The sequence below is a fragment of the Candidatus Electronema sp. JC genome (genome assembly GCF_048287365.2).
Classification (GTDB): domain Bacteria; phylum Desulfobacterota; class Desulfobulbia; order Desulfobulbales; family Desulfobulbaceae; genus Electronema.
The window spans coordinates 1-25,242 of record NZ_JBLWEM020000024.1 but is presented as its reverse complement, the minus strand read 5'-3'; the positions used below and the strand labels follow the sequence as shown (position 1 = coordinate 25,242).

The 25,242-nt window shown below is 59.5% G+C and carries 27 protein-coding genes; 12 read left to right on the top strand and 15 right to left on the bottom strand.

Annotated features, from left to right (window positions below; all coding sequences use genetic code 11):
- The first annotated feature begins 271 nt into the window (after positions 1–271).
- From rpe to ACNKH3_RS03805, 3 genes are read left to right on the top strand one after another with little or no spacing between them, the layout of a single operon-like run.
- On the top strand, positions 272–940 hold the full coding sequence (gene rpe, locus ACNKH3_RS03815) for a ribulose-phosphate 3-epimerase (RefSeq protein WP_420208332.1): 669 nt from the start codon (positions 272–274) through the stop codon (positions 938–940).
- Positions 937–1,212 carry a hypothetical protein gene (locus ACNKH3_RS03810; RefSeq protein ID WP_417916541.1) on the top strand — a complete coding sequence of 92 codons (276 nt, stop codon included), beginning with the start codon at positions 937–939 and terminating at the stop codon, positions 1,210–1,212. Before rpe ends, ACNKH3_RS03810 begins: the two co-directional genes overlap by 4 nt.
- 20 nt (positions 1,213–1,232) lie before the next feature.
- Positions 1,233–2,831: a glucose-6-phosphate isomerase gene (locus ACNKH3_RS03805; RefSeq protein WP_417916542.1), complete on the top strand. Its 1,599-nt coding sequence runs from the start codon at positions 1,233–1,235 to the stop codon at positions 2,829–2,831.
- Between the two features lie 92 nt (positions 2,832–2,923).
- Here ACNKH3_RS03805 and ACNKH3_RS03800 read toward each other — a convergent pair whose 3' ends face one another.
- A complete protein-coding gene (locus ACNKH3_RS03800; protein ID WP_420208310.1) occupies positions 2,924–3,409 on the bottom strand; it encodes a DUF3015 family protein in 486 nt (161 codons plus the stop codon).
- 244 nt (positions 3,410–3,653) lie between these two features.
- Between ACNKH3_RS03800 and ACNKH3_RS03795 the strand changes: the two genes are divergently transcribed.
- Both ACNKH3_RS03795 and ACNKH3_RS03790 read left to right on the top strand, forming a co-directional pair.
- Entirely contained in the window at positions 3,654–4,751 is a 1,098-nt protein-coding gene (locus ACNKH3_RS03795) for an MBL fold metallo-hydrolase (protein WP_420208309.1), read from the top strand.
- A gap of 23 nt (positions 4,752–4,774) precedes the next feature.
- Positions 4,775–5,482 carry a response regulator gene (locus ACNKH3_RS03790; RefSeq protein ID WP_417916807.1) on the top strand — a complete coding sequence of 236 codons (708 nt, stop codon included), beginning with the start codon at positions 4,775–4,777 and terminating at the stop codon, positions 5,480–5,482.
- A gap of 6 nt (positions 5,483–5,488) precedes the next feature.
- On the opposite strand, the gene ACNKH3_RS03785 is transcribed toward ACNKH3_RS03790, so the two are convergent.
- The 13 genes from ACNKH3_RS03785 to ACNKH3_RS03725 all read right to left on the bottom strand — a co-directional run bounded on the left by ACNKH3_RS03785 (position 5,489) and on the right by ACNKH3_RS03725 (position 14,973).
- The gene (locus ACNKH3_RS03785; protein ID WP_417916806.1) at positions 5,489–6,130 is read right to left on the bottom strand and encodes a response regulator; all 642 of its coding nucleotides are present in this window, start codon (positions 6,128–6,130) and stop codon (positions 5,489–5,491) included.
- Positions 6,115–8,712, bottom strand: a complete 2,598-nt coding sequence (locus ACNKH3_RS03780; RefSeq protein WP_417916805.1) for a response regulator — start codon at positions 8,710–8,712, stop codon at positions 6,115–6,117. Before ACNKH3_RS03780 ends, ACNKH3_RS03785 begins: the two co-directional genes overlap by 16 nt.
- The gene (locus ACNKH3_RS03775) at positions 8,705–9,163 is read right to left on the bottom strand and encodes a response regulator (RefSeq protein WP_417916804.1); all 459 of its coding nucleotides are present in this window, start codon (positions 9,161–9,163) and stop codon (positions 8,705–8,707) included. Before ACNKH3_RS03775 ends, ACNKH3_RS03780 begins: the two co-directional genes overlap by 8 nt.
- 243 nt (positions 9,164–9,406) lie before the next feature.
- Positions 9,407–10,090 carry a type I 3-dehydroquinate dehydratase gene (aroD, locus tag ACNKH3_RS03770; RefSeq protein WP_417916803.1) on the bottom strand — a complete coding sequence of 228 codons (684 nt, stop codon included), beginning with the start codon at positions 10,088–10,090 and terminating at the stop codon, positions 9,407–9,409.
- A complete protein-coding gene (locus ACNKH3_RS03765) occupies positions 10,090–11,022 on the bottom strand; it encodes a dihydroorotate dehydrogenase (protein WP_417916802.1) in 933 nt (310 codons plus the stop codon). Before ACNKH3_RS03765 ends, aroD begins: the two co-directional genes overlap by 1 nt.
- The gene (locus ACNKH3_RS03760; protein WP_420208308.1) at positions 11,010–11,780 is read right to left on the bottom strand and encodes a dihydroorotate dehydrogenase electron transfer subunit; all 771 of its coding nucleotides are present in this window, start codon (positions 11,778–11,780) and stop codon (positions 11,010–11,012) included. Before ACNKH3_RS03760 ends, ACNKH3_RS03765 begins: the two co-directional genes overlap by 13 nt.
- Positions 11,781–11,786: 6 nt before the next feature.
- On the bottom strand, positions 11,787–11,945 hold the full coding sequence (locus tag ACNKH3_RS03755) for a hypothetical protein (RefSeq protein ID WP_420208307.1): 159 nt from the start codon (positions 11,943–11,945) through the stop codon (positions 11,787–11,789).
- Positions 11,942–12,277, bottom strand: a complete 336-nt coding sequence (locus ACNKH3_RS03750; RefSeq protein ID WP_420208306.1) for a cupin domain-containing protein — start codon at positions 12,275–12,277, stop codon at positions 11,942–11,944. The genes ACNKH3_RS03755 and ACNKH3_RS03750 overlap by 4 nt, the downstream gene beginning before the upstream one ends.
- On the bottom strand, positions 12,270–12,539 hold the full coding sequence (locus ACNKH3_RS03745; protein WP_420208305.1) for a hypothetical protein: 270 nt from the start codon (positions 12,537–12,539) through the stop codon (positions 12,270–12,272). Before ACNKH3_RS03745 ends, ACNKH3_RS03750 begins: the two co-directional genes overlap by 8 nt.
- Entirely contained in the window at positions 12,523–12,756 is a 234-nt protein-coding gene (locus ACNKH3_RS03740) for a hypothetical protein (RefSeq protein ID WP_420208304.1), read from the bottom strand. Before ACNKH3_RS03740 ends, ACNKH3_RS03745 begins: the two co-directional genes overlap by 17 nt.
- Positions 12,757–12,773: 17 nt before the next feature.
- A complete protein-coding gene (locus tag ACNKH3_RS03735; protein ID WP_420208303.1) occupies positions 12,774–13,409 on the bottom strand; it encodes a hypothetical protein in 636 nt (211 codons plus the stop codon).
- Positions 13,406–14,254 carry a pantoate--beta-alanine ligase gene (gene panC, locus ACNKH3_RS03730; RefSeq protein ID WP_420208302.1) on the bottom strand — a complete coding sequence of 283 codons (849 nt, stop codon included), beginning with the start codon at positions 14,252–14,254 and terminating at the stop codon, positions 13,406–13,408. The genes ACNKH3_RS03735 and panC overlap by 4 nt, the downstream gene beginning before the upstream one ends.
- Complete coding sequence (locus ACNKH3_RS03725) at positions 14,254–14,973, bottom strand: YfgM family protein (protein ID WP_420208301.1); 720 nt, start codon at positions 14,971–14,973, stop codon at positions 14,254–14,256. The genes panC and ACNKH3_RS03725 overlap by 1 nt, the downstream gene beginning before the upstream one ends.
- A 312-nt stretch (positions 14,974–15,285) precedes the next feature.
- On the opposite strand from ACNKH3_RS03725, the gene ACNKH3_RS03720 reads away from it, so the two are divergent.
- The 4 genes from ACNKH3_RS03720 (at position 15,286) to ACNKH3_RS03705 (ending at position 20,731) form a co-directional block, all read left to right on the top strand.
- Positions 15,286–15,801 carry a hypothetical protein gene (locus ACNKH3_RS03720; protein ID WP_420208300.1) on the top strand — a complete coding sequence of 172 codons (516 nt, stop codon included), beginning with the start codon at positions 15,286–15,288 and terminating at the stop codon, positions 15,799–15,801.
- Between the two features lie 7 nt (positions 15,802–15,808).
- Complete coding sequence (gene xseA, locus ACNKH3_RS03715) at positions 15,809–17,029, top strand: exodeoxyribonuclease VII large subunit (RefSeq protein WP_420208299.1); 1,221 nt, start codon at positions 15,809–15,811, stop codon at positions 17,027–17,029.
- Between the two features lie 134 nt (positions 17,030–17,163).
- On the top strand, positions 17,164–17,334 hold the full coding sequence (locus ACNKH3_RS03710; protein WP_420208298.1) for a hypothetical protein: 171 nt from the start codon (positions 17,164–17,166) through the stop codon (positions 17,332–17,334).
- Positions 17,327–20,731, top strand: coding sequence for an NACHT domain-containing protein (locus tag ACNKH3_RS03705; protein ID WP_420208297.1), 3,405 nt, complete (start codon positions 17,327–17,329; stop codon positions 20,729–20,731). Before ACNKH3_RS03710 ends, ACNKH3_RS03705 begins: the two co-directional genes overlap by 8 nt.
- Before the next feature lie 90 nt (positions 20,732–20,821).
- Here the strand turns inward: ACNKH3_RS03705 and ACNKH3_RS03700 are convergent, their stop codons facing one another.
- On the bottom strand, positions 20,822–21,901 hold the full coding sequence (locus ACNKH3_RS03700) for a hemolysin family protein (protein WP_420208296.1): 1,080 nt from the start codon (positions 21,899–21,901) through the stop codon (positions 20,822–20,824).
- Positions 21,902–22,057: 156 nt separating this feature from the next.
- Here ACNKH3_RS03700 and ACNKH3_RS03695 point away from each other — a divergent pair, with 156 nt between their 5' ends.
- The 3 genes from ACNKH3_RS03695 to ACNKH3_RS03685 all read left to right on the top strand — a co-directional run.
- On the top strand, positions 22,058–23,608 hold the full coding sequence (locus tag ACNKH3_RS03695; RefSeq protein WP_420208295.1) for a leucyl aminopeptidase: 1,551 nt from the start codon (positions 22,058–22,060) through the stop codon (positions 23,606–23,608).
- 39 nt (positions 23,609–23,647) lie between these two features.
- Entirely contained in the window at positions 23,648–24,649 is a 1,002-nt protein-coding gene (gene fbp, locus ACNKH3_RS03690) for a class 1 fructose-bisphosphatase (protein ID WP_420208294.1), read from the top strand.
- 398 nt (positions 24,650–25,047) lie between these two features.
- Positions 25,048–25,242, top strand: a 195-nt coding sequence (locus tag ACNKH3_RS03685; RefSeq protein ID WP_420208293.1) for an IS630 transposase-related protein, incomplete at its 3' end; no start/stop codon positions are given.

Here is a 25,242-nt window from a genome sequence, read left to right as displayed (position 1 = left end):
TTCCAACAGCTCCTTGACTGCCGATGCGGCTGGCAAGCTGATCGGAAAGAATGCGTATTTTCGACATGGCGTTCCTGTGCGTTCAGTTGCGGAGAAAAGGAGAATTCACGTAGTGCGCCTGAAAAACAGGTTGCGACAGCAAGGAAGAAGGCTGGGGCCGGTTTGACGCATACGAAGGGCAGGCAATTCTTGCCTGAAAAAAGCAAGGTGTGGTACAATTGATTTTCTGCGCCACTCCTTTGAACTTGAACCTGCTGCTGCCGAGAACATGATGAAAGAAATGATGATCGCCCCCTCCATCCTTTCCGCCGACTTCTCCCGCCTTGGCGAGGAAATCAGGGCGGTGGAGGCCGCCGGGGCTGAAGTGATCCATATCGACGTGATGGACGGGCACTTTGTCCCGGCGATCACCATTGGCCCGCTGGTGGTCAAGGCGGCGCGGAAGGCGACCAAGCTGCCGCTGGATGTGCATTTAATGATAACCGATCCAGACAAATATATCCAAGACTTCGCTGAGGCTGGCGCAGACTGGATCACCGTTCATGCAGAAACCTGCGTGCATCTGCACCGCACCTTGAACGCCATCCGCAGCCTTGGCAAGAAAGCGGGCGCGGTGCTCAATCCGGCCACGCCCTTGTCTGCCTTGGAGCACGTGCTGGAAGAGGTTGATTTGGTCATGCTGATGAGCGTAAACCCCGGTTTCGGCGGCCAGTCCTTCATTCCCTCCACGCTGGGCAAGTGCCGCAAGCTGCGGGCCATGCTCGACGAGGCCAACCCGGCGGCGGGCATTGAGATCGATGGCGGCATCAGCCCGAAGACCATCAAAGCCATGGCTGAGGCGGGAGCGAACATTTTTGTGGCCGGCTCGGCTGTCTACGGCCAGCCGGATTATGCGGCTGTGATCCGCGAGATGAAGGAGCTGGCCGGATTCAAGCAATGAGCCTGCTGGAGCGGTATCAGCAGTGGGGAGAGCTGGTGATGCGGGTCTTCCGCTTCGATCTCCAGACGCATTTCTTCTGGGGCTTCAGCCTCACTTTGCTGGGTGTGCACTGGCCGCCGCTGTACTGCTCCGGCATCTTGGTGAATGTGCTCAAAGAGGCCCTTGATCTCTGGAGCAAAAAACTCTGGAGCTGGGATGACGTGCTGCTGGGCATCGCCGGTTCGCTGGCCGCGTTCGGCTATTTGTATTCTGTGGGCCTGCTGGCGTGGTGAAAATAAAGGAGGAGGAGCAAATGACAACGTGGAAGGATTTCGCTGACCTGAAGGCGGCGCGAAAATTAGAGGAGCTGGCTCGCAGCCCGTACAATCTGGCCCGGCCTGACAGCCTGCCGCCGGAGCGGATTGCGGAATACAAAGCCTCGGCCTGCGGCTTTGACCTGCTCTACGCTGCCCAGCGCATTAACGACAGTGTGCTGGCCGCCTTGCAGGAGCTGGCCGATGAGGCCGGGCTGCTGGAACAATACGAGGCGATGCGGCGCGGCGCAGTGATGAACCGGATCGTTGGCCATGCCAGCGAAGAGCGGCAGGTCTTGCACACGGCCTGCCGTGACGTGTTCAGCGACGCGCCCCTTGCCCCGGAAGCGACGGCGCAGGCTGAGGAGCAGCTGGCCCGCCTCAAGAGCTTTCTGGCGGATGTGGACAGCGGCGCAGTCTGCAACGAGCAAGGCGAGACCTTCACCACGATGCTGCAAGTGGGCATCGGCGGTTCTGACCTTGGCCCCCGCGCCCTCTATCTCGCCTTGGAGAAATACCGCTTGCCGGGCCGCAAGGCTGCGTTCATCGCCAATGTTGACCCGGACGATGCCGCCGCCGTCTTGGCCGGTCTTGACCTCTCCCGCACCCTGATCAACGTGGTGTCCAAGAGCGGCAGCACGCTGGAGACCCGCACCAACGAGGAGCTGGCGCGCGCCGCCTTGGCTGAGGCAGGGCTGAATCCCGCCCGCCATCTGGTCGCGGTTACTGGCGCGGGCAGCCCGATGGACGATCCGGCCAAGTATCTCGCCTCCTTCCACATGCACGACTACATCGGCGGGCGTTACTCAGCCACCTCAATGGTCGGCGGTGTGACGCTGGGTTTCGCCCTTGGCTATGATGCCTTCATCGAGCTGCTGCGCGGGGCGCACGAAATGGACAAGGCGGCGGAAGAGCAGGACATCCGCAGCAACCTGCCCCTGCTCATGGCTCTGCTTGGCATCTGGAACCGCAACTTCCTCGGCTGCAACACCGTGGCCGTATTGCCCTACAGCCAAGCCCTGCTCCGCTTCCCGGCCCATCTCCAGCAGTGCGACATGGAGAGCAATGGCAAGCAGGTCAGCCGCTTGGGCAGCCCGGTGACGTGGAAGACCGGCCCCATCGTCTGGGGCGAGCCAGGCACCAACGGCCAGCACGCCTTCTATCAGCTCCTGCATCAGGGCGCGGAGATCGTCCCGGCGGAGTTCATCGGCTTCCGCCGTTCGCAGCACGGGCGTGACATCACGGTTAACGGCACTACTTCTCAGCAGAAATTAGTGGCCAACATGCTGGCGCAGTCGCTGGCAATGGCCCAAGGCCGCGAGCATGACAACCCGAATAAATGCTTCAGCGGCAACCGGCCCAGCTCGGTGCTGATCGGGGAGCAGCTCACGCCCTATGCGATGGGCGCGCTGCTCGCCTTGTACGAGAACCGCATCGCCTTGCAAGGCTTCTGCTGGAACATCAACTCCTTTGATCAGGAGGGCGTGCAGCTCGGCAAGGTGCTGGCCGACCGTCTGCTGGGGGCAATGGCGGGCGTGCAGGAACTCAGCCCGGACGCGCCGGAGAGCAGTCTGCTCAAAGCGGCGGGCATGGTTTGAAGATTAACTTTCCTCCAACACCGCCTGCCTGCTCATAAAAAACAGGAGGCGGAAGCCGGACAGGCTTGCTGTCTGCCCGGCAGAACACCCTCTCAGCTTCGGCTATCCGGCTGCTGGAAGACCAAATTGTAGAGATTTTCGGCTTTCTCAAAACGGCTGCGGTCAGCGTAGCCCTCAGCCGCGATTGATCCGGCGAAATTTTTTCTCAGGCTGTCGGCAAAGGCGGTCTTGCCCTCCTCGCGCACACCGGCCAGCACGGCCAGTGAATCCAGATATTTGCCCTGCCCGCGAGCCAGATCAGCCTCCAGCGGCTCGTATGCGTCGTTGATGAAGGCTGCGGCCAGCGCCTTGCCGCCTTGGCAGGTCTCCGGCGAGGAGACGTTGGAGATGATGGCGGTGGTGCCAAGGTCGAAGGTGACATTGGTCACGGCGGCGACCGCCGGAGTGCGGGGGGCGATCAGCGCGCCGAGGCCGCAGTCGGTGTAGATGTCGGCGAATTCTCTGGCTCCGGCGGCCTGCGCCAGCAGCAGCGAGGCGGCAAAGGCCAGTGTGGCAGTTTTCATGGTGTTTCTGCGCATAATGTCTCTCCTTGCAATTCTGAGTTGAACAGCATGGCGCGGGCGGCGCGCCTCCGGCTTGAAAAAAATCCGCAGTTAAGATTACTCAGCCGCAGGGGCAATGTCAACAGCTGACATAAGGCGCTCCGCCGGCGCGGAAAAAGCCTCCGCTCAGGAGGCACGTTGAGAATGTTTCCCGGATGCGCTACAATAACACAGCACATCTTTATGAAAACGCCGGAAAACCTCTCAACCGCCCGCGAGCATGGAAGACTTGCCGATGATGAAGCCTGTTGAGCTGCGGAACAATGTCTGGTGGCTGGCCAACCGTTCCGAATCCCTGCTGGAGGTGAATGTCTATCTCCTCTGCTATCCGCACGAAAAAGGCCAGGCCAACCTCATTCTTGACCCTGGTCCGCCGGAGCTGCTCGCCTGCCTGCAAAAGGCGGCGGTGCCGATCATCGGCGGGCTGGAAAAGGTCAACGGCGTGCTGATCAATCATCAGGATCCTGATGTCGCCCCCAACGCCGCCTATCTCCAGAAACTCAACCCGCAGTGCATGGTGGTGGCCTCGGAGGACACCTGGCGGCTGATTCATTTCTTCGGCCTCAAGGCCAGCCGCTTCAAGGCGGTGGAGAGCTACCGCAACCACCGTGCCGTCATGCCCGGCGGCTGCCGTCTGATTTTCGTGCCCTCGCCCTTCTGCCATTTTCGCGGGGCGATGATGTATTACGACGAGCGCAGCCGCATCCTTTTCTCCGGCGACCTCTTCGGCGGGCTGTCCTACACTCCCGATCTCTACGCTGACGAGACCTCCTGGGAGGGCATCAAGACCTTCCATCAGCTGTACATGCCCTCGCGGGACGCGCTGCGGCTGGCGGTCTCGCGCATCCGCAACTTGGATCCGCAGCCGGAGATGATCGCCCCGCAGCACGGCTCCATCATTCAAGGCGCGCTGATCAAGGACTTCCTTGACCGGATGTACAAATTGGACGTGGGGCTGGATCTGCTCATCGCCAGCGAGAAGGCGGAAAACTATCTTGGCGCGGTCAATGAAATGCTCGACGAGCTGGGGCGGGAAGCCTCCGGCGAGGCTCTGGCCAAGGGCATCGCCGCCCTCAACCGGGACAAGTCCTTCACCAGCGTCATGACTTTCGCCGGCAGCAAAGTGACCGGCTTCAAGGTCGAGCCGCCGACAGCAGTGAAAATTCTGCTCGATCATCTCCGCGCCTACGGCGGGGCCGGGCTGGAGAGCTTGGTCAATCTGGTCGCCCTGAAAACCCTGATCGGCCGCAACATCCCGGTGGGCGACATCCTGCCGCAGTCCAGCGGCGAGCACGATCTGCCGGACTATTTTGAATAACCCAGCCAAAGCCGCTGTCCGCCATGAACCGCAAAAACATACTGATCGTTGACCGGGACAAGGACTTCATGCGGGAGCTGAAGGAGGGCCTCGCGCCCTTCGCAGGCAGCTACCAGACCGCCTTCGCCGCCAGCGTTGCCAAGGCTCATGAAATTTTGAACCGGTTCACTGTCCACTTAGTGCTGGCCAACGTCCAGCTCTCCGGCGAAAGCGGCATCGATCTGCTGCTGCATATCCGCCGCTGGCACACGGAGACCCATGTGATTTTGTACAGCGGCGGCCTGACCGAGGAGCTGAAGCGTTCCGCCTATCACAGCGGCGCGGCAGCGGTCATCGAGCATCCCTTCCGCATTGAGGAGCTGCTCCGCCTGCTGACCCGGATTTTTGCCCGCGAGTCCGGCAGCGCCTTTTTTGACTCGGTGCATTTAGCCGACTTGCTCCAGCTCATCGGCATGGGCCATCATTCCGCCGATGTGGTCGTGAGCAGCCCTGCCGACCAGCTGCGGGGCATCATCCGCATCCGCAAAGGCAATCTGATTGAGGCTGAGGCGGCGGAAAAGCGGGGGGTTGAGGCGGTGGCGGAAATGCTTTCCTGGGCCTGTCCGACCATCCGCACCTGCCGGGCCGCCTCCGGGCTGACAAGCGCCGGCAAGTCCGCGCCGCTGCACGACGTGCTGATGCAGGCTGTGGCCAGGCTGGACGAGAACAGACACAGCTTGCGGCGGAGCTGACCGGTCTCAGGAGGGACAGCCCTTGTTCTCCTTCTCAGCCGCGCCGTTCCTGCCGGTCAGCTCCAAAAAGCTGGCCATTTCCTTTTTGTAGCATTCCGGGCAGAGGCCGTGGCTGAACATGGCCTGCGAATGCTGGCTGATATAGTCCTCAACCTGCTGCCAGTAGCCTTTGTCGTTGCGGATCTGCTTGCAGTAGGAGCAGATGGGCAGAATGCCGCTCAGTGTCTTGATTTCCGCCAAAGCCTGTTCCAGCTCGCGCTCCCGTTTCCGCAGCATGATGTGGGTTTTGATCCTGGCCAGCACCTCGACCTGCTGAAACGGCTTGGTGATGTAGTCAACACCGCCGGCATTGAAGCCCGCCACCTTGTCTTCGACACTGTCCAGCGCGGTCATGAAGATCACCGGCACTCCGGCCAGCCGCTCGTCAGCCTTGATCCGGCGGCAGGTTTCAAAGCCGTCAATGTCCGGCATCATCACGTCCAGCAGCACCAGGTCTGGCAGGATTTTGCTGAGGATGTTCAAGGCTCTCGACCCGCTGTCGGCGATGTATATCTGAAAGCTGTGCGCTTGGAGAAAGGAGAGCAGCACCTTCAGGTTGGCGGGCTGGTCGTCAACCACAAGGATGGACTCTTTCACGGCGTGCTGCATGACGGCTGCTCCTTTTTGATCCAATGCAGCAGGGCCTCAAATTGAAAATCATCGGCCAGCTCCTGCACCCGGCGGGCGAAGGCCCGGCAGCGGCCCCCTTCCAGCCCGGCGATTTCCTCCGCCTTCTCAGTGATTCCCTGTATTTCGCCGATTTCCGCCAGCCAAGCCAGCTCGTCGAGCAGCGCCTGCGGCGGCGGCACGATCTCCTCCGGGGCCGCATTTTCCGGCGCCGGATCGCTGTAGGCCAGCTTCACCTCCAAGTGGGCGGCGATGATTTCCAGCAGCTCCTCGGCGGAAAAGGGTTTATGGATGTAGTCGCTGAAGCCGTTGTCCAGGCAGCGGCGGCGGAAGGTCTCGCCCTCGGCGATGGAGGCGGTCACGGCGACCACCGGAATATGGCGGAATTCCTCCTGCTCCTTAAGCAGGGCGGTGGCGGCGAAGCCGTCCATCTTCGGCATCCGCAGATCCATCAGAATGATGTCCGGCCGGAAGCGGGCGCAGGCCGCAGGCACTTCAATGCCGTCCGCAGCCTCCTGCACCTGAAAGCCGAGCGGCTCCAAGGTGTCGCGCAGCACGGCCCGGTTGGAGAGCTTGTCGTCCACCACCAGCACCTTGAGCGGCTTTTCGGCCCCGCGCGCGCTGATGTAGCCCCGGATCCGGCGCAGCTGCGGCCCAGCTGCCGCCCGATGCTCGGAAACCGGCACTGTGATGCTGAACAGGAAGCGGCTGCCCGGCCCGAAGCCGTTCTGCGGACTGTCCGTGACCGGACTGACGAGCCGCAGCTCGCCGCCCATCAGGCGGACCAGCTCCCGGCTGATGGCCAGGCCAAGGCCGGTGCCTTCCCGGTGCTGAAGCCGCTCGCCGACCTGAATGAACGGCTCAAAGACCAGCTTCTGATCTTCTTCGGAGATGCCCGCGCCGCTGTCCTCCACCGCGATGTCCAGCCGCGCCAGCCCGTGGCCTGCCGCCTCCGCCCTGACATGCAGGGCGCACCAGCCGGAGCTGGTGAACTTGACCGCGTTGGAGAGCAAGTTGAGCAGCACCTGCCGCAGGCGCAGCTCGTCGGCGATGACCACCGCAGGCAGACCTTCACTTTTATCGATGAAATCAATCCCTTTGTCTCTTGCCCGCAGCTGGATGATCTCCCGGATGCCTTTCAAAAAAGGGGAGAGACAGAACTCCGTCTCGATCAGCTCCAGCCTGCCGGACTCAATGCGGGAGATGTCGAGAATGTCGTTGATGAGCAAAAGCAGATGCTCGCCGGCCTGATGAATGGTGCTGATGCCGCTCCGCTGCCGGGGGGTGAGCGTCTCGTCGCCGAGAAAAATCTGCGTGTAGCCGAGAATGGCGTTGAGCGGGGTGCGCAGCTCATGGCTCATGTTGGAGAGGAAGACCGACTTGGCCTTGTTGGCCGCCTCCGCCTTCTGCGCCGCCTCGTGCCGCTCCGTGATGTCGTGGCCGATGCCCAGCACCGCTGTCACTCGGCTTTCCTCGTCAAACAGCGGCACTTTAGTGGTTTCCAGCAGCATTTTTCTGCCGTCCGCCGCAAAGGTGATCCACTCCTCATTGGTCAGCGACCGGCCCGCATCAGCGGCCTGGCAGTCGCGTTCCCGGAATGCGTCAGCCTGCTCCTTGCTGATGAAATCATAATCTGTCCTGCCAACAATCTCCGCCTCCGGCGCGCCAAAAAATTGTTCGAGGCGCGGATTGCAGGCCAGATAGACTCCGTCCGCGTCTTTCAGCCAGAGCAGATCAGGGATGGTTTCAATGATCAGCCGGTTGAGCCGCTGGATATGATGAAGTTTTCTTTCCGCCGTCTTTTTTTCGGTGATGTCGATCCATGTCGCCCGGCTGTGGATGATTTCGCCCTGCTCGTCCCGCACTGCTGAGGAATTGAGCAGCACGTCAAGCGCTTTGCCGTCCCGGCGCAGCAGGCGCAGCTCGGCGTTCCTGACCATGCCTGTTGCCTGAAATTTGGCAAAGGCGTTCCGCGCCGCCGCCTGACTGTCCGCATGATAGAGGGAGAAAATGTCCCTGCCGATGATCTCGGCCCGCGTCCAGCCCAGCTTGTCTGCCAGCACCTGATTGCAGTTCAGCACCCGTCCTGTCTCGGCGTGGACAGAGGCCAGCATGTTGGGCGAGTTGTGATAGAGATCTTTGTAGGATGCCTCGCTGCTGATCAGCTGCTGCCGGAGCCGCCAGCGGTCCAAATTGAAATGGATGATCCGCTCCAGCAGAATGTCGTTCAGCTCGGATTTGGGCAGGCAGTCGTCAGCGCCTTTGCGGATGATTTCGAGGATGGTGCGGCGGTCGTCGAGGGAGGTGAGGACGATAGCCGGACAACGTCGCCCCAGCTCGCGCAGCCGGGACATGGTTTCGGGGATGGTGCTGTCCTTGAGCGAGAGATCAATGAAGAGCAGGTCGAAATGCCTGCGCCGCAGCTCCTCCTCCCCGTCGCGCAGGGCATCATGCCGGACGATCTCCGCTCCGGCGTAGGCGGTCAGGCTCAGATTGGCGACGAAGAGGTCGGCGTGATCCTCATTGTCTTCAATCAGGAGGATGCGGAGCGGCTGGTCAGGCATCGGCAAGGCGCGGCTCGCGGAGCAAATGATGTTGGTTCAGCTCCCAGTACTGAAGCAGCTCGCTGATCACCTCGCCGTATTTGTCCGCTTCCATCGGCTTGACAATATAGCTGTTGGCATGGCTGTTCAGAGCCTGCTCAATGTCCTTGCCGGAGTTGGAGGTGGAGAACACTACCACCGGAATTTTCGCCAGCCGGACGCTGCGCTTCATTCGGGCGAGAATTTCGTGGCCGTCATATTTAGGCAGCTTGAGGTCAAGCAGCACCAGCCACGGCAAATCCTGCTGTCCCGCCGCCGCCTCTGTCCGCTCGATGTAGGCCATCGCCTCAGCACCGTCGCGCAGGCGGCGGACGGCGATCTCCGGGCGGCAGTCCTTGATGTAAAATTCAGTCAGCTCGGCATGGTCGTCGCTGTCCTCGACCAGCAGCAGTTTTTTCGCCTCTGTGCACATGACTGGCTCCTTCCCGTCTGAACAACCAGAGTGACGACGGAAAATGCAACGGCTTCCAAAGCCGGAAGAGAAACGCCTCTGTTGTTCTGAGAAACAGAAGGTGGAACAAAACCGCCCGCTCCTCTTTTCATCTAACCAAAGCGGACTGCCTCCGGCAAGGTGTTTTTTGAACAATCCTCCGCAATCAAAAAGCCTGATCAGCAATCTTCCGCATGGCGCGTTTCGTTGTTGCAAAATAACAAACTATCCCAGCAGCATCCTCAGCTTCCGCATTTTGGCGGCGGGAATCTGGCCGGGCGCGGTGGCCTGCGCGTCGTTCAAACAAGCGTAGCTCATATATCCGCCGAGATAGAGCGTGGCCAAGCGGCTGATGCGGCCCGCTTCGCCCATGCAGAAGGCGGTCAGCGGGAAGCCTGCGGCCCGCGCCTCCTGCTGAAGAGCCAGCACCCGCAGCACGTCATTGGCGTTCTGCGCTGTGGTGACAATCTTGCCGACATGCGCGCCGCTGGCAATCATCTGATGGAGCAGATTGGTCAGCTCGGCGGCGGACGGAGTTTCCTTGAAATCATGCCAAGAGAGAATCAGCCTGGTCGGGCTTTCTTCCATCGCCTCCAGCAAGCAATGACGGCTGTGCAGCGCGGCCCGCAGCTCCAGATCAACATAGTCAGCCCGCAGCCGCACCGCCTCCACGAGCGGGGCAATGCGCTCCTCCTCGCTTCCGGCGAACTGGCCGCCTTCCCAAGTCGGACGATTGGTGAAGAGCAGCGGTCTGCGCAGCAGCGAGCAGCACTTCTCCGGCTCCGGCAGCGTCATGCTGTCAAGGCGGATTTCCAGCACATCAGCCAGATCTGCAACCTGCCGCGCCTGTTCGCCAATGATTGCCGCATCCGCTCCGGCCAAGGAGACGCAAATTTTGCCCAGCTCCATCACTTTCCTCCTGTGTCCAACGCGCCAATGAGATTGCTGATCCGCTCTTCGTTATGCCGCTGCAAATACGCTTCTAAGCCGCTGATGATCTTTTCCGCTGCCGAGGGATCGTAGAAATTGGCTGTGCCGATCTGCACCGCTGTCGCTCCGGCGAGGAGGAATTCCACTGCGTCCTCCGCCGTGCTGATGCCGCCAATGCCGATCACGGGAATGGATACCGCCTGCGCTGTCTGCCAGACCATGCGCAGGGCGATGGGCTTGATCGCCGGGCCGGAGAGGCCGCCGATGATGTTGGCCAAGCGCGGCCTGCGCGTCTCGGCGTTGATCGCCATGCCGATCAAGGTGTTGATCAGTGAGACCGCGTCCGCGCCCGCCGCTTCCACGGCCTTGGCCATCACGGTGATATCGCTGATATTGGGCGAAAGTTTGACAATAACCGGCAGCTTGGTCGCGCCGCGCACTGCCGCTGTAACTGCTGCCGCCATCTCCGGCGACGCGCCAAACGCCACGCCGCCTTTTTTCACGTTCGGACAGGAGATGTTGATCTCAATGCCGCTGATGCCCGGCACTTCGTCCAAGCGGCGGGCCAGCTCGCGGTAGTCATCGAGCGAGTCGCCGAGAATGTTGACCAGCAGCGGCACGGTCAACGTGCGCAGATACGGCATTTTTTCGCTGATGAAGCGGTCAACGCCGACATTCTCCAAACCAATGGCGTTGAGCATTCCGCAGGCGGTCTCAACAATGCGCGGCGGCGGATTGCCTAGACGCGGCTCCAGTGAGATGCCCTTGACGATGATGCCGCCGAGCCGGTTCAGATTGACGAACGGCTCGAATTCTTTCGCATAGCCAAAGGTGCCGGAAGCGGTCAGCACAGGATTTTGCAGTTCCAGCGGGCCGATGCGCACCCGCAGATCAGATTTCAAAGTTGCCATGCCAGTTCCTCCGCGTTGAAGACCGGGCCGTCGGTGCAGACATGCACCTGCCGTCCGTCCGCGCCCGGCATGACGCAGCCGAGACAGGCTCCCATGCCGCAGGCCATGTGGGTTTCCACCGAGACTTGACAGGCTTTTCCGGCTTGACGGCTTATGCTGGCCACGCCGCGCATCATCGGGCTGGGGCCGCAGGTGCAGACCCGGCTCACGTCCGGCAGCACTTCGTCTAACAAATCAGGAATGAAGCCGTGATGACCGAGGCTGCCGTCGTCGGTGGCAAGCTGCACTGCGCAGCCTAATTCAGCAAACGCCTTGGCAAGCGGTGCCAGTTCGTCGTGGTTGCGTGCGCCAAGCAGGGCGTATTTTCTGCCGGGCAATTCTTGGGCAAGAAAGAGCAGTGGGGCGATGCCCATGCCGCCGCCGATCAGGCAGATCGGCTTTTCGGCTGCGCTCAGATCAAAGCCCCTGCCGAAGGGGCCGAGCAGGTCGAGCGCATCGCCGGGCCGGGCTTTGGCAAGCAGCGCGGTGCCTCGGCCCACGACCTTGAAAAGCAGACTGATACTGCCGTCCGCGCCCCGGCTGTGGATGGAAAAAGGCCGCCGCAGGAGCGGGTCAAGGCTGCCGCTGACCTGAACCATGACGAACTGGCCCGGCGCGGCAGCTGCCGCGATCTCCGGCGCATGGACGGTCAGCCGGAAGACATCGGCGGTCAGCGGCTGATTGGCGAGGATGCGGCTGTGCTGCTGGAATGGGGGCATGTTCTTTCAGGCAGCCGGTGCCGCCATATTGAGCAAAATGCCAATGATCTTGCCCGGATTTTCAATCGAATATTCATCCAAATCGATGAACACCTGCCATTCTTTCATTTTCAAAACCATCTCGGTAATGCACTGTCGAAGAAGACTTTTTTGATAGCCGCTCAATCAAAAATCGCTATCCCAGAATAATGCACTGCCAGCCAAATCGTCAGTCTGTCCGGGTCTGTCCAAGCGACTTTGTGTTTCTCATGGGCGGGAATATGCAGAAAATCTCCTTTATTCAGTGTCACCTTCCTGCCATCCTCAAATAAAATTGTTCCAGCTCCTTCAAGAACAATCACCCACTCGTTTTCCTCTTGATCGTACCAACCAGAAGCAGGCGATGTATGCCCTGCGGAAACAATGCGCTCAATTCGGATGTGTTTGTTTTGCAGAAGAACGTCAAAGACCTCTTTTGTTGTCTCTGGTGGTAATGATTTGAAAATGTTTTCAAGCATCAACATCTTCTTGAATAAGTTGTTTTGATAACCTACCCTTCGCTTCTTTCAATTCGGCCTCTGTATCTTCTGCGAATTTCCATGCGAGAAAACCTGAGAAAGAAAAACATGCAGATAATGCGAGAAAAATTCTCTTAAGAAGAGAAGCCAAGAGAGAAGGGAAGACTAACCCTACAGCCAAAAAAGAAGAAAAGATAATTATAGATAATAGTAAAAGAAAAATTGATTTTAACCTATAACGGATCTCATGCTGCAACAGCATCGTCTCTCTCTTTGCTATTGGAAGCAAGTTTGTTTACTTGCTCTTCCCATGCCTTCTTACGAGCTAATGACTTATTCTTCCACCATCCAGAACTTTTTGAGAAAACATTATCTATCGCACCCTTCAGATAAGAAGAAAACACATTGATGGCAATCCCAGCAAGTACTACACTGAACCACCATACAGGATTAGAAAGTTCGGTAAATATCCGTTCCAATTTATTACCCTGCTATGTCATTGTTCTGTAACAATCAGCTTGAGGATAAATTCCTTCATTTTCTTCAGAATGCTGAAGATCTCCTTGATGTCATCTTTCGTTGCATCATACGCTAAACTACCCGCATAATCTTTTCCTTGCAGCACGACGAAAAACCAAAGTCTGTCCATGACATAACAGCCATACACCGGCTTGCCGTCATTGTTTAGCTTCTGCGCTGCCACCATCGTGACTATCAATTGCCCAAGCGGGTCGCCAGATGCCTCACGCTCTTTCTTGAATTCGTGGATGAAAAAATACGGATGCTTGGGATAACGCTTGCCGCTGGCGACAAAGAAATCAACCACGCCAGAAATCGTGTCGTTGTCTATCGCCATAGAGATTTCTCGCTCAATGAATGACTGATATTGCTCCTCGTCAAAATTAACGGCTGCCAGCAAGGGGAAGATAAATTTTCCTTTTAGCTCGCTTTCGTTCCAATCCCAAACATGATCGAGCAACTTCTCGCGCAACTCCGCGATCAAATCTTGCTCATCAGGCGCAAGTGACGCAGTGGCATCCAGCCACTGATTCAGAGACTCAAGCTGCTTGCACGGATTGAGCGCAAAGGTTTCTTCAACTTCTGCGATAGTCCACTTTGAGAATGATTTCATAGCACCAATCCATTATCAATCAGCCTTACCTTGCCGCCGATCTGCACTGCCAAGGCCAGCACGGTTTGCGAATCAATCTCGACGGCAGGCTGCAAGCTGTCCTGATGAACAAAACTGATGTAGTCCACGGCTGTTTCCGGGAAAGCATGAATGAAATCCAGAAGCGCGGCAGTCAGCCGCTCCGCGCTGCGCTCGCCTGCGGCAGCCATTTTGCGGGCCAAGGCGAGGGCGCGGGAAAGACTGAGCGCGGCTTCCCGCTGCTGCGGCGCAAGGTAGGTGTTGCGCGAACTCATGGCCAGCCCGTCCGCCTCGCGCACAATCGGGTGGGTGACTATCTCCACGCCGAGATTGAGATCAGCGTTCATCCGGCGGATCACGGCAAGCTGCTGAAAATCCTTCTCGCCAAACACGGCCAGATCAGGCCGGACAATGCTGAAGAGTTTGCAGACCACTGTGGCCACTCCAGCGAAATGACCGGGACGGGACGCGCCGCAAAGATGGCCGGTCAGCTCCGCGCCGACTGTGACTGTGGTGCTGAATCCGGCAGGATACATCTCCGCCGCTTCCGGGGCGAAAAGCGCGGTCACTCCCGCCGCTTCAGCCATTGCGCAGTCGCGCTCGAAGTCCCTCGGATAGGCGGCCAAGTCCTCCTGCGGGCCGAACTGGGTCGGATTGACAAAGAGGCTGACCGCCACCTGATCGGCAAGCTGCCCGGCCCGGCGCATCAGGCTGATGTGGCCCTCATGGAAAAAGCCCATCGTCGGCACCAAGCCGATGCGTCGCCCGGCTTTGGCCTGCTCCTTGGCCCAAGCGGTCATCTCGGCAGGATGACGGATGATCTGCATCACTTCAGCAGCCGGTTCAAGCTCGCCTGCACCAGCTCGCGCTCCGGGAAGCTGTGCACCGGTGCGCCTTCTTTTTTCTCCTTGCCCAGCTCGGTCAGGCCCATGTACTGCTGATACATCTGCACCGCCTTGTCCTTCTGGCCTGCCGCCTCATACACCCGGCCCAAGCTGTCCAAGGCCATCGGCTCAAAGCCCTTGAAACCCTTGAGCTGCTGATACGCCGCCTCAGCCTTGTCGAACTGCTTGTCTTGCTCGTGAAGGCCGCCAAGATTGACCAAGAGCAGCGGCTTGAGCGCGTTTTTCGCCGAAACCTCCGCCTCCACAGCGGTCAGCTTGGCAATGGCCTCCTTGGTCTTGCCCTCCTGCTGATCGAGATGAGCCAACGCGATCCGGCTCCACAGCGCGGACGGCGTGGAGCCGTAGTCATCAGCGACCTTCTGGAGCGCATCCCGCTTCTGCTGCGCATCGGCGATCTCAACCGCCTGATCGTAAGCGGCCGCAGCTTTGTTCAACGTGTGCTCGCGCCACGAAAAATAGAGCGAAACAACGGTGACCGCCACTGCCGCGATAATGACAATCCGCCAGATCATGCGCTGATTTTTCTGCAAAAAGCTGATCACCGCAGGCGGCAGATGGAGCTGGTCAAGCACGCCGGGAGTGCCGACAGCGGCCTGCTCTTGCAGGGTGACGTTAAAGACATGTTTTGGTTTGCTGTCCATGCTTCGCTCTCAACTTTGTGGATGAATTATTGCGCCATTTCCGGCTTGCGGGGGTGAACAGAGTATTATACCGTGCCGCTTGAAAAAGACATTATCTTTTGCGGCGGCAGGGCGCATTTCGTCTGCCGCCGGACAGCTTGAGAGCGGCGCGGGCGGAAAATCTGCCTGCCTGCGCCATAAGCCGCTTGCAGGATCGGGCATGATCTGATAGCTTGAGCTGCATAACCATTCGGGAATTTTCACCAGGCGCAGGCTGCGCCTCCCGAAAGCTGATGACGGCCCGCCGTAACCCCTGAGCAAGGAGGATCCGCAATGACAGAGGACAATGTTATTTCACGACAAGCTGCGCTGGCTGCGCTGAAACGTTTCGGCATCACAGGAGAGCAGGTCTATCTGATTGATTTCATCCCGCTGATTGAGATGCTTTGGGCCGATGGCCAAGCTCAGGCGGGCGAGGTCGCCGTCCTTGACGATTACATCGACAAGCACGTTTCTCATGTCAACAAACTGGCAGGATGCAAAGTGCTGGAGACCGAAAAGGCTAAAGATTTCGTCAACAGGTTCCTGACAAGTCGGCCAAGCCCGGAGATCATGCAGACATTGCGCGGCTTTGTCAAGCCTGTCCGGCTTTCGGCGGCGGACGAGCGGGACAATCAGAAGCTGCGGGAGTCGCTGCTGCACACCTGCATGGACATCGCCTCCAGCGCCGTCACCGAATATCCGTACCAGCTCCAGGAGCGGTTCAATCCTGCTGAAAAAAGCTGCTTTTTCAACATCCTTGAATCGCTTTCCGAACAGGAGCCGCAGGAGCCGAGCGTCCCGCTCTGAACCCGCAGTGAACCGCAGCCAGCATATCTTCAGCGTGGCCGAACTGGCCGCCACCGCCCGCACTGTTCTGGAGGGCTGCTTCGCCTTGGTCAGCGTGACCGGGGAGATTTCCGGCCTGCGCCAGCCGACCTCCGGCCACCTCTATTTCACCCTCAAGGACGAGGCGGCCCAGCTCAAGGCGGTGCTCTTCCGAATGCAGCGGCGGCAGCTGGAGCGGCAGCCCAAGGACGGCGATCAGGTCATTTGCCGGGGCAGGCTCTCGGTCTATGAGCAGCGCGGCGACTGCCAGCTGGTCGTGGACGGGCTGGACTTTCAGGGCGCGGGCAGCTTGCATCTCGCCTTTGAGCGGCTCAAGCGGCGGCTGGCCGAGGAGGGGCTGTTTGACGAGGCCAAGAAAAAGCTGCTGCCGCCCTTTCCCAGCCATATCACCTTGGTGACTTCGCCGAGCGGCGCAGCGGCGCACGACTTCATCCGCGTGGCCCGCGACCGCTGCCCGCAGACGCGGATCAGCGTTTATCCCGCTTCGGTGCAGGGCGCGAACGCGGCGGCGGAACTGCGCGAGGCTGTTGCGGAAATCAACCGGCAGGCCGCGCTGGGGCGGATGGACACGGACATCATCGTTCTCTGCCGGGGCGGCGGATCTTTTGAAGATTTGGCCGCCTTCAACGACGAGCGGCTGGCACGGGAAATCCGGCGTTCGGCGATTCCAGTGGTCAGCGCGGTGGGGCATGAAATTGATTGGACTATCGCTGATTTCGCCGCTGATCTCCGCGCTCCCACGCCCAGCGCGGCGGCGGAAATGCTCCTGCCTGACAACGCCGCCCTTGCCGATCAGGCCGCAGCTTTGACCCGGCGGCTGCGGCAGGCCATGCACACCCTGCTGGCGGACAAACAAAGCCGCCTTGAGCGGCTGGAACACCGCCTCCGCCAGCAAAGTCCGGCGCAGGCTCTTGCCTTGCAGGAACAGCGGCTGGCCGAGCTGGAGCGACGATTGGCGCAGGCGGTAGACCGGCTGATCAGCGCGAAAGAGCAGAGCTTGGCGCGGGCGGCGGGGCTGCTTGATGCGGTCAGCCCGTTAGCCACGCTGGCTCGCGGCTATGCAGTGGCGATGAAGAAAAACGGCGCGGTGATCACAGCGGCAGAGCAGGCGGAACCGGGCGAAGAAATTGAAATTTTACTGCGCGAGGGACGGCTGCGCTGCGCCGTTGCGGCAGCAGGCACCGTCTGAGGCAAACCTTTTCCAAGAACTGATTTCACAAAATTCATGGTCGTGAAAATATTTCTTGCGCTCGCCTGCCGCAGCGGGTATGCTTCCGACATGGATGCAGCATCTCTGATCAATCTTCGCCGCAGGAGACCGCCATGGGCGCAGAATTTCTCACTTTCATCGCCGCTCTGTTTGAGCATCTGACCTTTCCCCGCCTGCTGCTCTTGGCTGGACTGCTGTTTTGCGTCAGTTTTTTCTGGAATGCGGACAAGCTGGCCGCGCTGCTCGACGCTGTCGCCAAGCTGACAAGGAGGAACGATGCTTGACCACGTGCTGCGGGCCTTTGACCTGCTGATCAAATCCGGCGAGCTTGGGGCTGCGGACTGCCGCAACCTCAATTTGCTGACCCAGCACCTTGATCCGCAGGGCGAGACAGACCGCGAGGCCATGATTGAACTGCTCTTTGCAGGCAGCAAAGACCCGGACGGCGCCTGCCGCAGTTTTTTGTCCCGGCTGAAGGCAGGTGCGGCGCAGGCGGCGGATGAGGCGGAGCGCAGCGGCAATGCAAATGCCGCCGCTGTGTTCCGCTCCATCACTGTGGCCCGCATCAAGGCCAAGGGCGGCGCGGCGCGGCTGAAGTTCTCTGCTCAGGCACCGAAAGAGCTGCCGCAGGTGACGGGGCGGGTCAACCGGGAGTATCTGCCGGAAGAATACCAGCCCAGCACAGGCTGCAAGCCAGAGGATTTGCCGCAGCTCCAGCGGGAGGAACTGAGCCGGAGGCAGGAAAAGGCGGAGGAGAAACCGCTCTGCTCTCATCTGGGATGCAGCAGGCTGGCAGAGTATTGCTGCGACGAATTTGAGCCAACCATAGGCAATCGGCATAACGTCCGCACATCTGGCAAAAGAACGCTTACAGAGGCTGCTATCGAGGTGCTGGCCGCTCGATTCAAGAAAAAAAATAAAGACAACGAAGAGGAAAAGACTTCTTACGAAACCCTTGCCGACCTGTTCGACTGGCTGGAGAACAGCGAGACCAGTTTGTATGCCCTGCTTGGCGATTACGGCATGGGCAAGACCTTCACCTGCCGCGTTTTCGCCCAGCAGCTCGCGGAACGCTGCGCAACAAATCCAAATCTGCCAAGGCCGGTCTATCTCGACTTGCGCGATGTGCCGACCTTTGTCCGAGATGGCAATATCACCCGCCAGCCGACTTTGGAGGAAATGCTGCAAGAGGTGCTGCGTCTGGCGGAAAAAGGTGCGGACTACAGCGCGGAAGAGCTGATTGAGGCGGCCCGGCAGGGGCTGCTGCTGCTCATCTTTGACGGGCTGGATGAAAAATTGGTCTATTACACCAATGACATGCGCAGCCAGTTCCTCAACGAGCTGCTGCGGGTCTTTCCGCAGGACGGGCGGGCGCGGGTGAAAATCGTCATCTCCTGCCGCACCCACCATTTTGAGACCATCAGCCAGATGGACAGCTTTCTTCTCGGCCTGAACCGCAGCGGCGTGCAGGGCGAGGACTACCGCGCCCTCCATCTGCTGCCTTTTTCTTCCAGCCAGATTCTCCGCTTGCTCACCCGCCTGCTGGGCAGCGGGGATGCCAACCGGGTCTTTTCCTTCATTGACAGCGAAGCCTATTTGAAGGACTTGGCCCAGCGGCCTTTCATGCTCCGCCAGCTCTCCCGCACTCTGCCGGACTTGCAGCAGATGAAGAGCCAGGGCCTGCCTGTCAATGCGGCATCCTTTTATCAGGCTTTGATTGCGGACAGCATCAGTCGGGACGATGAAAAGCATATTCTCAAGCCGCGCCACAAGCAGCAGCTTTTGACCGATCTGGCCGCCGCGTTCTGGCAGGGGGCAACCCAAGTCTGGCAGATTGACCGGCTCAACGACTGGTTCTGCGCCTGGCTGGAGGCGCGGCCTGCTTTGGCTGCCCAGTACCGGGACGAGGACTGGCAGGTTTTGGAGAAAGACCTGCGCAACTCCACCCTGCTGGTGCGTTTCGGCGAGCAGGACTTCGGCTTTTCCCACAGCTCGATGCAGGAATTTTTCCTCAGCAAATGGCTGCTGCGGCAGTGGCAGGAGGATGAGGATTTCCGCATGGAGCAGGCACTTTCCAGCCTGACCCGGCAGTTTGTCTTTGACAGCCTGGCCTTGCTGACTGAACAGGAATTGGCGCGAATCAACAAGGGGCTGGCTGCGACCTTGGCCCGGCCTTGGTCAGATATGTCAGAGTTGGCTTTGGATATTATTGCCGAGCTGGCCCGGCAGAAAAAGGCTGCGCCTGAGCTGGGAGATGTTGATTTGCGGCGCAGCTTCCTTTCCAACCGGCAAATCCGGGGCTTGCGCGGGCAAACGCTCCTGCTTGATCAGGCCGAGGCGCACGCCAGCCAATGGCTGGATTGTCATTTCCAGCAGATTGACATCGGGCAGGGCAACATCAGCGGCAGTTTGTGGCGGGATTGTTCGTGGCAGGAATGCAATCCTGTAGGGGCAAGCCCCTGTGCTTGTCCCGGCCCTGAGGATGCGGGCAACACGGCGGGCAGGCTGTCCCTACAAGATCGGATAACGCTGGCAAATTGTCAAGGCACTACCTCTCTACCGCAACCCCATTGCTTTCCACCAGTCGCTCGCCAAGCAGCAGAACCTTTTAACTTAGCAGACTGGCGGCAGGGCCACAACAACCCAAGGGTTTGGAGCTGCTGTTTTAGCCCTGATGGCAGCTATATCCTCTCTGCTGGCGATGATTATACCTTGAAGCTCTGGAAGGCAACGGACACTGGTCATTGTGTCTCCACTTTCAAAGGGTACGAGGAAGCGAGTCAGCGCACTCCCTCCTCTGACAACAATAATATATGGGATGTACAGCCAGAGCAGAATAATTTGAGCGTATTCATTCGCCCCCTTTCAGCCAGCAGCATCCCTAAAGACGGATTGATTCTATGCTGCTGCTTCAGCCCGGACGGCAATTATATTCTCTCTGCTGCCGATGACGATACTCCTCTTGCTCTTGGTGACAACACCCTGAAGCTATGGGACTTAACGGGCCGCTGCATCTCCACCTTTAAAGGTCATGAGTGGTACATTCAGAGCTGCTGTTTCAGCCCTGATGGCAGCCGTATTCTCTCAAGTTCGTGGGACAACACCCTGAAGCTGTGGGACTTGACGGGTCACTGCATTTCCACCTTCAAAGATCATGAAGACTATGTTTTAAACTGTAGCTTCAGAGCGGACGGCAGCCGCATCCTTTCCGCATCCGATGATAACACTCTGAAGCTCTGGGACATGGCGGGCCACTGCCTTCTGACCTTCCAAGGACATGAGGGAGGAGTTCAGAGCTGCTGCTTCAGCCCGGACGGCAGTCGTATCCTTTCCGCATCCGATGATAATACGCTGAAGCTCTGGGATATGGCGGGCCACTGCCTTCTGACCTTCCAAGGACATGAGGGAAGAGTTCGGAGCTGCGCCTTCAGCCCTGACGGCCAGTGCGTCCTCTCCGCATCCTTTGACGGCACGCTGCGGCTTTGGCGTTTGGACGGCACGCTGGAACGCATCTTCGCCGCCGAGCGCGGCCAATGGTATGCGGCCTTTTTCTCCAGCAATCAGCTGGAAAAAATCATCGGCACCGAACTGAGCTGGAAAATGGCCAATTTTGCCAAGGACGGCAAGACGTGGACGCTGGACGAGACCGGCTGCTTTGAATGGGTTCCGGCGCAGTATTGAGGCGGTTTGCCCTTCTACTTCGCTCAGGGCACCTGCAAAAAGCTCCCTGCGTGGTGCCGAAAGCTCCCTGAGCGAAGCCGAAGGGTGATTTTACTGCGCGAGGGGCGGCTGTGCTGCGCCGTTGCCGGAGCGGGCTGAGGCGGCCTCAGCTGCTGCGGCCTTCCGTTTGCTCCGGGCCAAGTCGCGCATGTCGCCGGTGCGGTCGGACTCATCCATGATCTCCCGGCCCATGATCTCCTCAATGATGTCTTCCAGGCTGATGACCCCGGTCACGCCGCCGTACTCGTCCACCACCACGAAAAGATGCTGGCGGCGTTCAAAAAACTCCAGCATCACCTTATTCAAGGGCGCGATCTCCGGGACGAAGTGCGCGGGAAACATCAGCTCCTCCAGCCTGCGCTCCGCCTCGCCGGAGGCCGCCGCAGCCATCACCGCGTAGCTGCGGACGATGCCGACCACGTCGTCGCTGTCCTCGCCGCAGACCGGCACCCGGCTGTGCACGCTCCACCGCTCCTCCCGCATCGCGTCAGCCACGGTCGCGTCTTTGCTCATGCTGAAGAGGACGGTGCGCGGGGTCATCACCTGCCGCACCGTCTTGCGGCGCAGGGCGATGATGTTGGTGATCACCGCCTCCTGCTCCGCGCAGATTTCGCCGGTGCTGCGGCTGAGGCGGGTGAGGATCATCAGTTCTTCTGCGGAGATGGAGTGCTCATTGCTCTTCGGGACTAAACGCGATATCACTTGGCCGACGAAAATGACCGGCTTGAAGATGAACACCAGCCAGCTCAAAGGCCGGGCCATGTAGGGAGCCAGAGACATGCTGAAGGCCACGCCGATGATTTTCGGCAGAATTTCTGAAATGAGCAGGATGGCGAGAGTGAAAAAAGCGGAGAACCAGATCAGGCGGTTTTCACCGAAGACCTGAGCGGCGGCGGCTCCTGCCACAGAGGCACCCATAGTATGGGCGACCGTGTTCAGCGTGAGAATGGCGGTGATCGGCTGATCAATGTTATTTTTCAGCTTTTTCAGCGTTGCCGCTGTCGCCGGACGCTCTGCGGCCATCATTTCAATCCGGCTTAGAGACAGCGAGTAAAGGGCGGCCTCCACCAGGCTGCACAGCGTTGAGATCACAAGCGCGAGGCTGACGGCAAGGACAAGTTCGAGAACCATGTTTTTCCTCCTGAGTTCGATTGTTCTGACAATTTCTGCATCTTACCTGAAACGAACTGTTTTGCCAATCGCCGGAACAGAGTATAATGCCGTCGGCTGCGGCGGCGGAGCCAAGCCGAAATCAGATGACAGAGCAAACCAGACGGAGAGCAAAGCATGAAGATTCAGCTGGAAAAAGGCGATTTGGAGCAGTTTGACGGCGACATGCTCGTCTATTTCATCCGGGAGAGCGGGGGCAGCGCGGTGATGTGCCCCTGCAAGGTGCTGCGGCGGAACATCAAGCACGCGTGGAAGAACAAGGATTTTTCCGGCAAGAAGGGGGAAACCTTTCTCTTTTATCCTGCCGCCGCAAAAAAGGACATCAAGCACAATCTGGCTGCTGGCCGGGTGCTGGCGGTCGGGCTGGGCAAGACCGGCGAGGGCATGAACGCGGATGTTCTGCGCGAGCAGCTCCGTCTGGCCGCAGGCACGGCGGCGCAGCAGGCGGCCAAGCTGAAGGTGAAAAGTCTGCTCGCGGTTCTGCCGGAAAACACCAGCCTGCCCGACGACGAAGTCGCGGAGGCGGTGAGCGAGGGAATGCTGCTCGGCGCGTACCGTTTCGACCGGCACAAGAGCAGGAAAAAAGACGATGAGCCGACGGTGAACATCGAGGCGGTCTCTCTTCATGCGGGCGGCCTTGATCAGGACGCGGTCAAACAGGGGCTGCACCGGGGCGAGCGGGCGGCCAAGGCGGTCTGCGCGGCCAGAGACATGGCCAATGAGCCAGGCAATGCTTGGACTCCCAAGCATTTCGCCGAATTCGGCGAGAAGCTGGTCAAAGAGCACGGCCTCGAATGCACGGTCATCAGCAAGCCGGAGATGCGCAAGCTCGGCATGGGCGGCCTGCTCGGCGTGAGCCGGGGTTCAGCGCAGCCGCCGAAATTGGTCATTCTCCGCTATCAGGGCAGCGACGAGAAAAAAGCCCCGACGCTGATGCTGGTCGGCAAGGGACTGACCTTTGACTCCGGCGGCATCAGCCTGAAGTCGCCGCAGGGCATGGAGGAGATGAAGTACGACATGTGCGGCGGCGCGGCGGTGATCTGCGCCATGCAGGCCATTGCTGAGGAGAAGCTGAAGGGCATCAACGTGGTGGCCCTGATCCCGGCGAGCGAGAACCTGCCCTCCGGCACAGCTCTCAAGCCCGGCGATGTCATCACCCATTTCGGCGGCATCACCTCGGAAATCGTCAACACCGACGCGGAAGGCCGCCTGATTCTCGCCGACGCGCTGGCCTACGGCATCGCCACGTATAAACCGAACGCGGTAGTTGACCTCGCCACCCTCACCGGCGCGGTGATCATCGGCCTTGGCCACCACCGCAGCGGCCTGCTTGCCACGGACGACACCTTGGCCGCGCAGATCAACGCCGCCGCCGAGCGCGCAGGCGAGCCGGTCTGGCGGCTGCCGCTGGGGCCGGAGTATTCCAAGCAGATCAAATCAAACGTCGCTGACATCAAGAACAGCGGCGGCAAGGAGGCGGGCACCATCACCGCCGCCGCCTATTTGCAGGAGTTTGTCGGCGACACGCCGTGGGCGCATCTTGACATCGCGGGCACGGCTTGGAGCTTCACCGAAAAGAGCTACGTGCCGAAAGGGCCGTCCGGGATCGGCGTGCGCACCCTGCTTAATTTGGTGCGCGGCTGGCAGCCTGCGGCCAAGCAGCCCTGAATCTGAAATCACTGAACTTCACAGCAAGGAGAGCGCGACATGCCAAAACGCAAAGGCGTAACTGTCAGCCGCCAGATCATGGACAGCCAGCGCAGCCACCCGGAAGCCACGGGCGAGCTGACCGGCCTCCTCAACGACCTGATCGTGGCCGCGAAAATCATCAGCGCCGAGGTCAACATGGCTGGGCTGGCCGGCATTCTTGGCCAGTCCGGCCAGGTCAACATTCAGGGCGAGCAGGTGCAGAAATTGGACGATTTCGCCAACCTGACCATCAAACGGCGGATGGAGCAGTGCGGCTATGTCTGCATCATGGCTTCGGAAGAAGATGAAGGCGCGATTCCGGTTTTAGACGGCTACGAGGGCAAGTACACTGTGGCCTTTGATCCGCTCGACGGCTCGTCGAACATTGACGTGAATGTCAGCATCGGCACGATTTTTTCCATCCACCGCCGGAAAAGCCAGAACGGCCAAGGCGAGATCGGCGACCTGCTCCAGAAGGGCAGCGAGCAGGTCGCGGCGGGCTACATCATCTACGGCTCCAGCACCATGCTGGTGTACACCGTCGGCGAGGGCGTGCAGGGCTTCACTCTTGATCCCAGCGTGGGCGAGTTCTTCCTCTCCCATCCTGACATCAAGATACCGCCGAAAGTCAAGTATTACAGCATCAACGAGGCCTATTCCCGCTACTGGCACGACAACACCCGCGCCTATGTCGAGCATCTGAAGGACTTGGACGAGCGCGGCGAGTGCTCCTACAGCCTGCGCTACATCGGCTCGTTAGTGGCGGATTTCCACCGCAATCTGATCAAAGGCGGGGTTTTTGTCTATCCCCGCGACCGAAAAAGCGGCAAAGGCAAGCTGCGCCTGCTCTACGAGGCCGCGCCGCTGGCCCTGCTCGTCGAGCAGGCGGGCGGGCGGGCGATTGACGACACAGGCCGGAACATCCTCGACATCCAGCCGGACGAGCTGCATCAGCGGGTGCCGTTGATCATCGGCTCTAAGGAAGAAGTTGATTTGGCCGCACAGTATTTCAAGGGCTGAGGTTCAGCCGCGCACATAACTCCCCCCCGCCGCCCGCCACGCCCGTATTTTGTCGAGCGACACTTCCAAAATTCCTCGCTCGACGTTTCCAAAGAGACTCGAGCGAGTCTCCCTCTTTCCCTCGCTCGAGTCTCTTGCCTGCTCTCGCTCGATACTCTTCTACTTCCTCGCCCGACACTTTTTGCCAGCCTCCTGCGTTGGCCTTGAACCCGGCAGCTGGCTGCGGTATATCCTCTTAGCGTGTCTCTACTGAGAAGGATTCTCATTCTCTTTCGTAAGTCATTCCCGCACGTCTTGCGTCTTCTTATTGCATATTCAAAAGCGGCGATGAATTTCTCTTGACACGCTGACAGCTAAGTGCTATAGCCAAAGTAGTATAAAATGACTACACTGTGAGTATGGCATACTCAATAGATTTTCGTCGGAAGGTTTTGGAGATCAAAGACCGGGATGGTCTGAGCTTTGAAGAGACGGCTCTGCGTTTCGGAGTCAGCAAATCAAGCGTGAGCCGCTGGGCGAAACGGCTTGAACCGTGCCGCACTCGGAACAAACCCGCGACAAAGATTGCTCCTGAGCGTCTCATCCGTGATGTG

Bases quoted from the DNA above. Each gene is read 5' to 3' on its own strand.
- ACNKH3_RS03780 (WP_417916805.1), bottom strand. From the start codon at position 8,712: ATGCCTGACCAGCCGCTCCGCATCCTCCTGATTGAAGACAATGAGGAT.
- ACNKH3_RS03710 (WP_420208298.1), top strand. From the start codon at position 17,164: ATGGGCGCAGAATTTCTCACTTTCATCGCCGCTCTGTTTGAGCATCTG.
- ACNKH3_RS03775 (WP_417916804.1), bottom strand. From the start codon at position 9,163: ATGTGCACAGAGGCGAAAAAACTGCTGCTGGTCGAGGACAGCGACGAC.
- ACNKH3_RS03800 (WP_420208310.1), bottom strand. From the start codon at position 3,409: ATGCGCAGAAACACCATGAAAACTGCCACACTGGCCTTTGCCGCCTCG.
- ACNKH3_RS03725 (WP_420208301.1), bottom strand. From the start codon at position 14,973: ATGGACAGCAAACCAAAACATGTCTTTAACGTCACCCTGCAAGAGCAG.
- ACNKH3_RS03695 (WP_420208295.1), top strand. From the start codon at position 22,058: ATGAAGATTCAGCTGGAAAAAGGCGATTTGGAGCAGTTTGACGGCGAC.
- ACNKH3_RS03750 (WP_420208306.1), bottom strand. From the start codon at position 12,277: ATGCTTGAAAACATTTTCAAATCATTACCACCAGAGACAACAAAAGAG.
- ACNKH3_RS03720 (WP_420208300.1), top strand. From the start codon at position 15,286: ATGACAGAGGACAATGTTATTTCACGACAAGCTGCGCTGGCTGCGCTG.
- fbp (WP_420208294.1), top strand. From the start codon at position 23,648: ATGCCAAAACGCAAAGGCGTAACTGTCAGCCGCCAGATCATGGACAGC.
- aroD (WP_417916803.1), bottom strand. From the start codon at position 10,090: ATGGAGCTGGGCAAAATTTGCGTCTCCTTGGCCGGAGCGGATGCGGCA.
- ACNKH3_RS03700 (WP_420208296.1), bottom strand. From the start codon at position 21,901: ATGGTTCTCGAACTTGTCCTTGCCGTCAGCCTCGCGCTTGTGATCTCA.
- ACNKH3_RS03735 (WP_420208303.1), bottom strand. From the start codon at position 13,409: ATGAAATCATTCTCAAAGTGGACTATCGCAGAAGTTGAAGAAACCTTT.
- rpe (WP_420208332.1), top strand. From the start codon at position 272: ATGAAAGAAATGATGATCGCCCCCTCCATCCTTTCCGCCGACTTCTCC.
- ACNKH3_RS03805 (WP_417916542.1), top strand. From the start codon at position 1,233: ATGACAACGTGGAAGGATTTCGCTGACCTGAAGGCGGCGCGAAAATTA.
- ACNKH3_RS03760 (WP_420208308.1), bottom strand. From the start codon at position 11,780: ATGCCCCCATTCCAGCAGCACAGCCGCATCCTCGCCAATCAGCCGCTG.
- ACNKH3_RS03765 (WP_417916802.1), bottom strand. From the start codon at position 11,022: ATGGCAACTTTGAAATCTGATCTGCGGGTGCGCATCGGCCCGCTGGAA.
- ACNKH3_RS03790 (WP_417916807.1), top strand. From the start codon at position 4,775: ATGAACCGCAAAAACATACTGATCGTTGACCGGGACAAGGACTTCATG.
- ACNKH3_RS03810 (WP_417916541.1), top strand. From the start codon at position 937: ATGAGCCTGCTGGAGCGGTATCAGCAGTGGGGAGAGCTGGTGATGCGG.
- ACNKH3_RS03795 (WP_420208309.1), top strand. From the start codon at position 3,654: ATGGAAGACTTGCCGATGATGAAGCCTGTTGAGCTGCGGAACAATGTC.
- ACNKH3_RS03705 (WP_420208297.1), top strand. From the start codon at position 17,327: ATGCTTGACCACGTGCTGCGGGCCTTTGACCTGCTGATCAAATCCGGC.
- panC (WP_420208302.1), bottom strand. From the start codon at position 14,254: ATGCAGATCATCCGTCATCCTGCCGAGATGACCGCTTGGGCCAAGGAG.
- ACNKH3_RS03785 (WP_417916806.1), bottom strand. From the start codon at position 6,130: ATGCAGCACGCCGTGAAAGAGTCCATCCTTGTGGTTGACGACCAGCCC.
- ACNKH3_RS03745 (WP_420208305.1), bottom strand. From the start codon at position 12,539: ATGCTGTTGCAGCATGAGATCCGTTATAGGTTAAAATCAATTTTTCTT.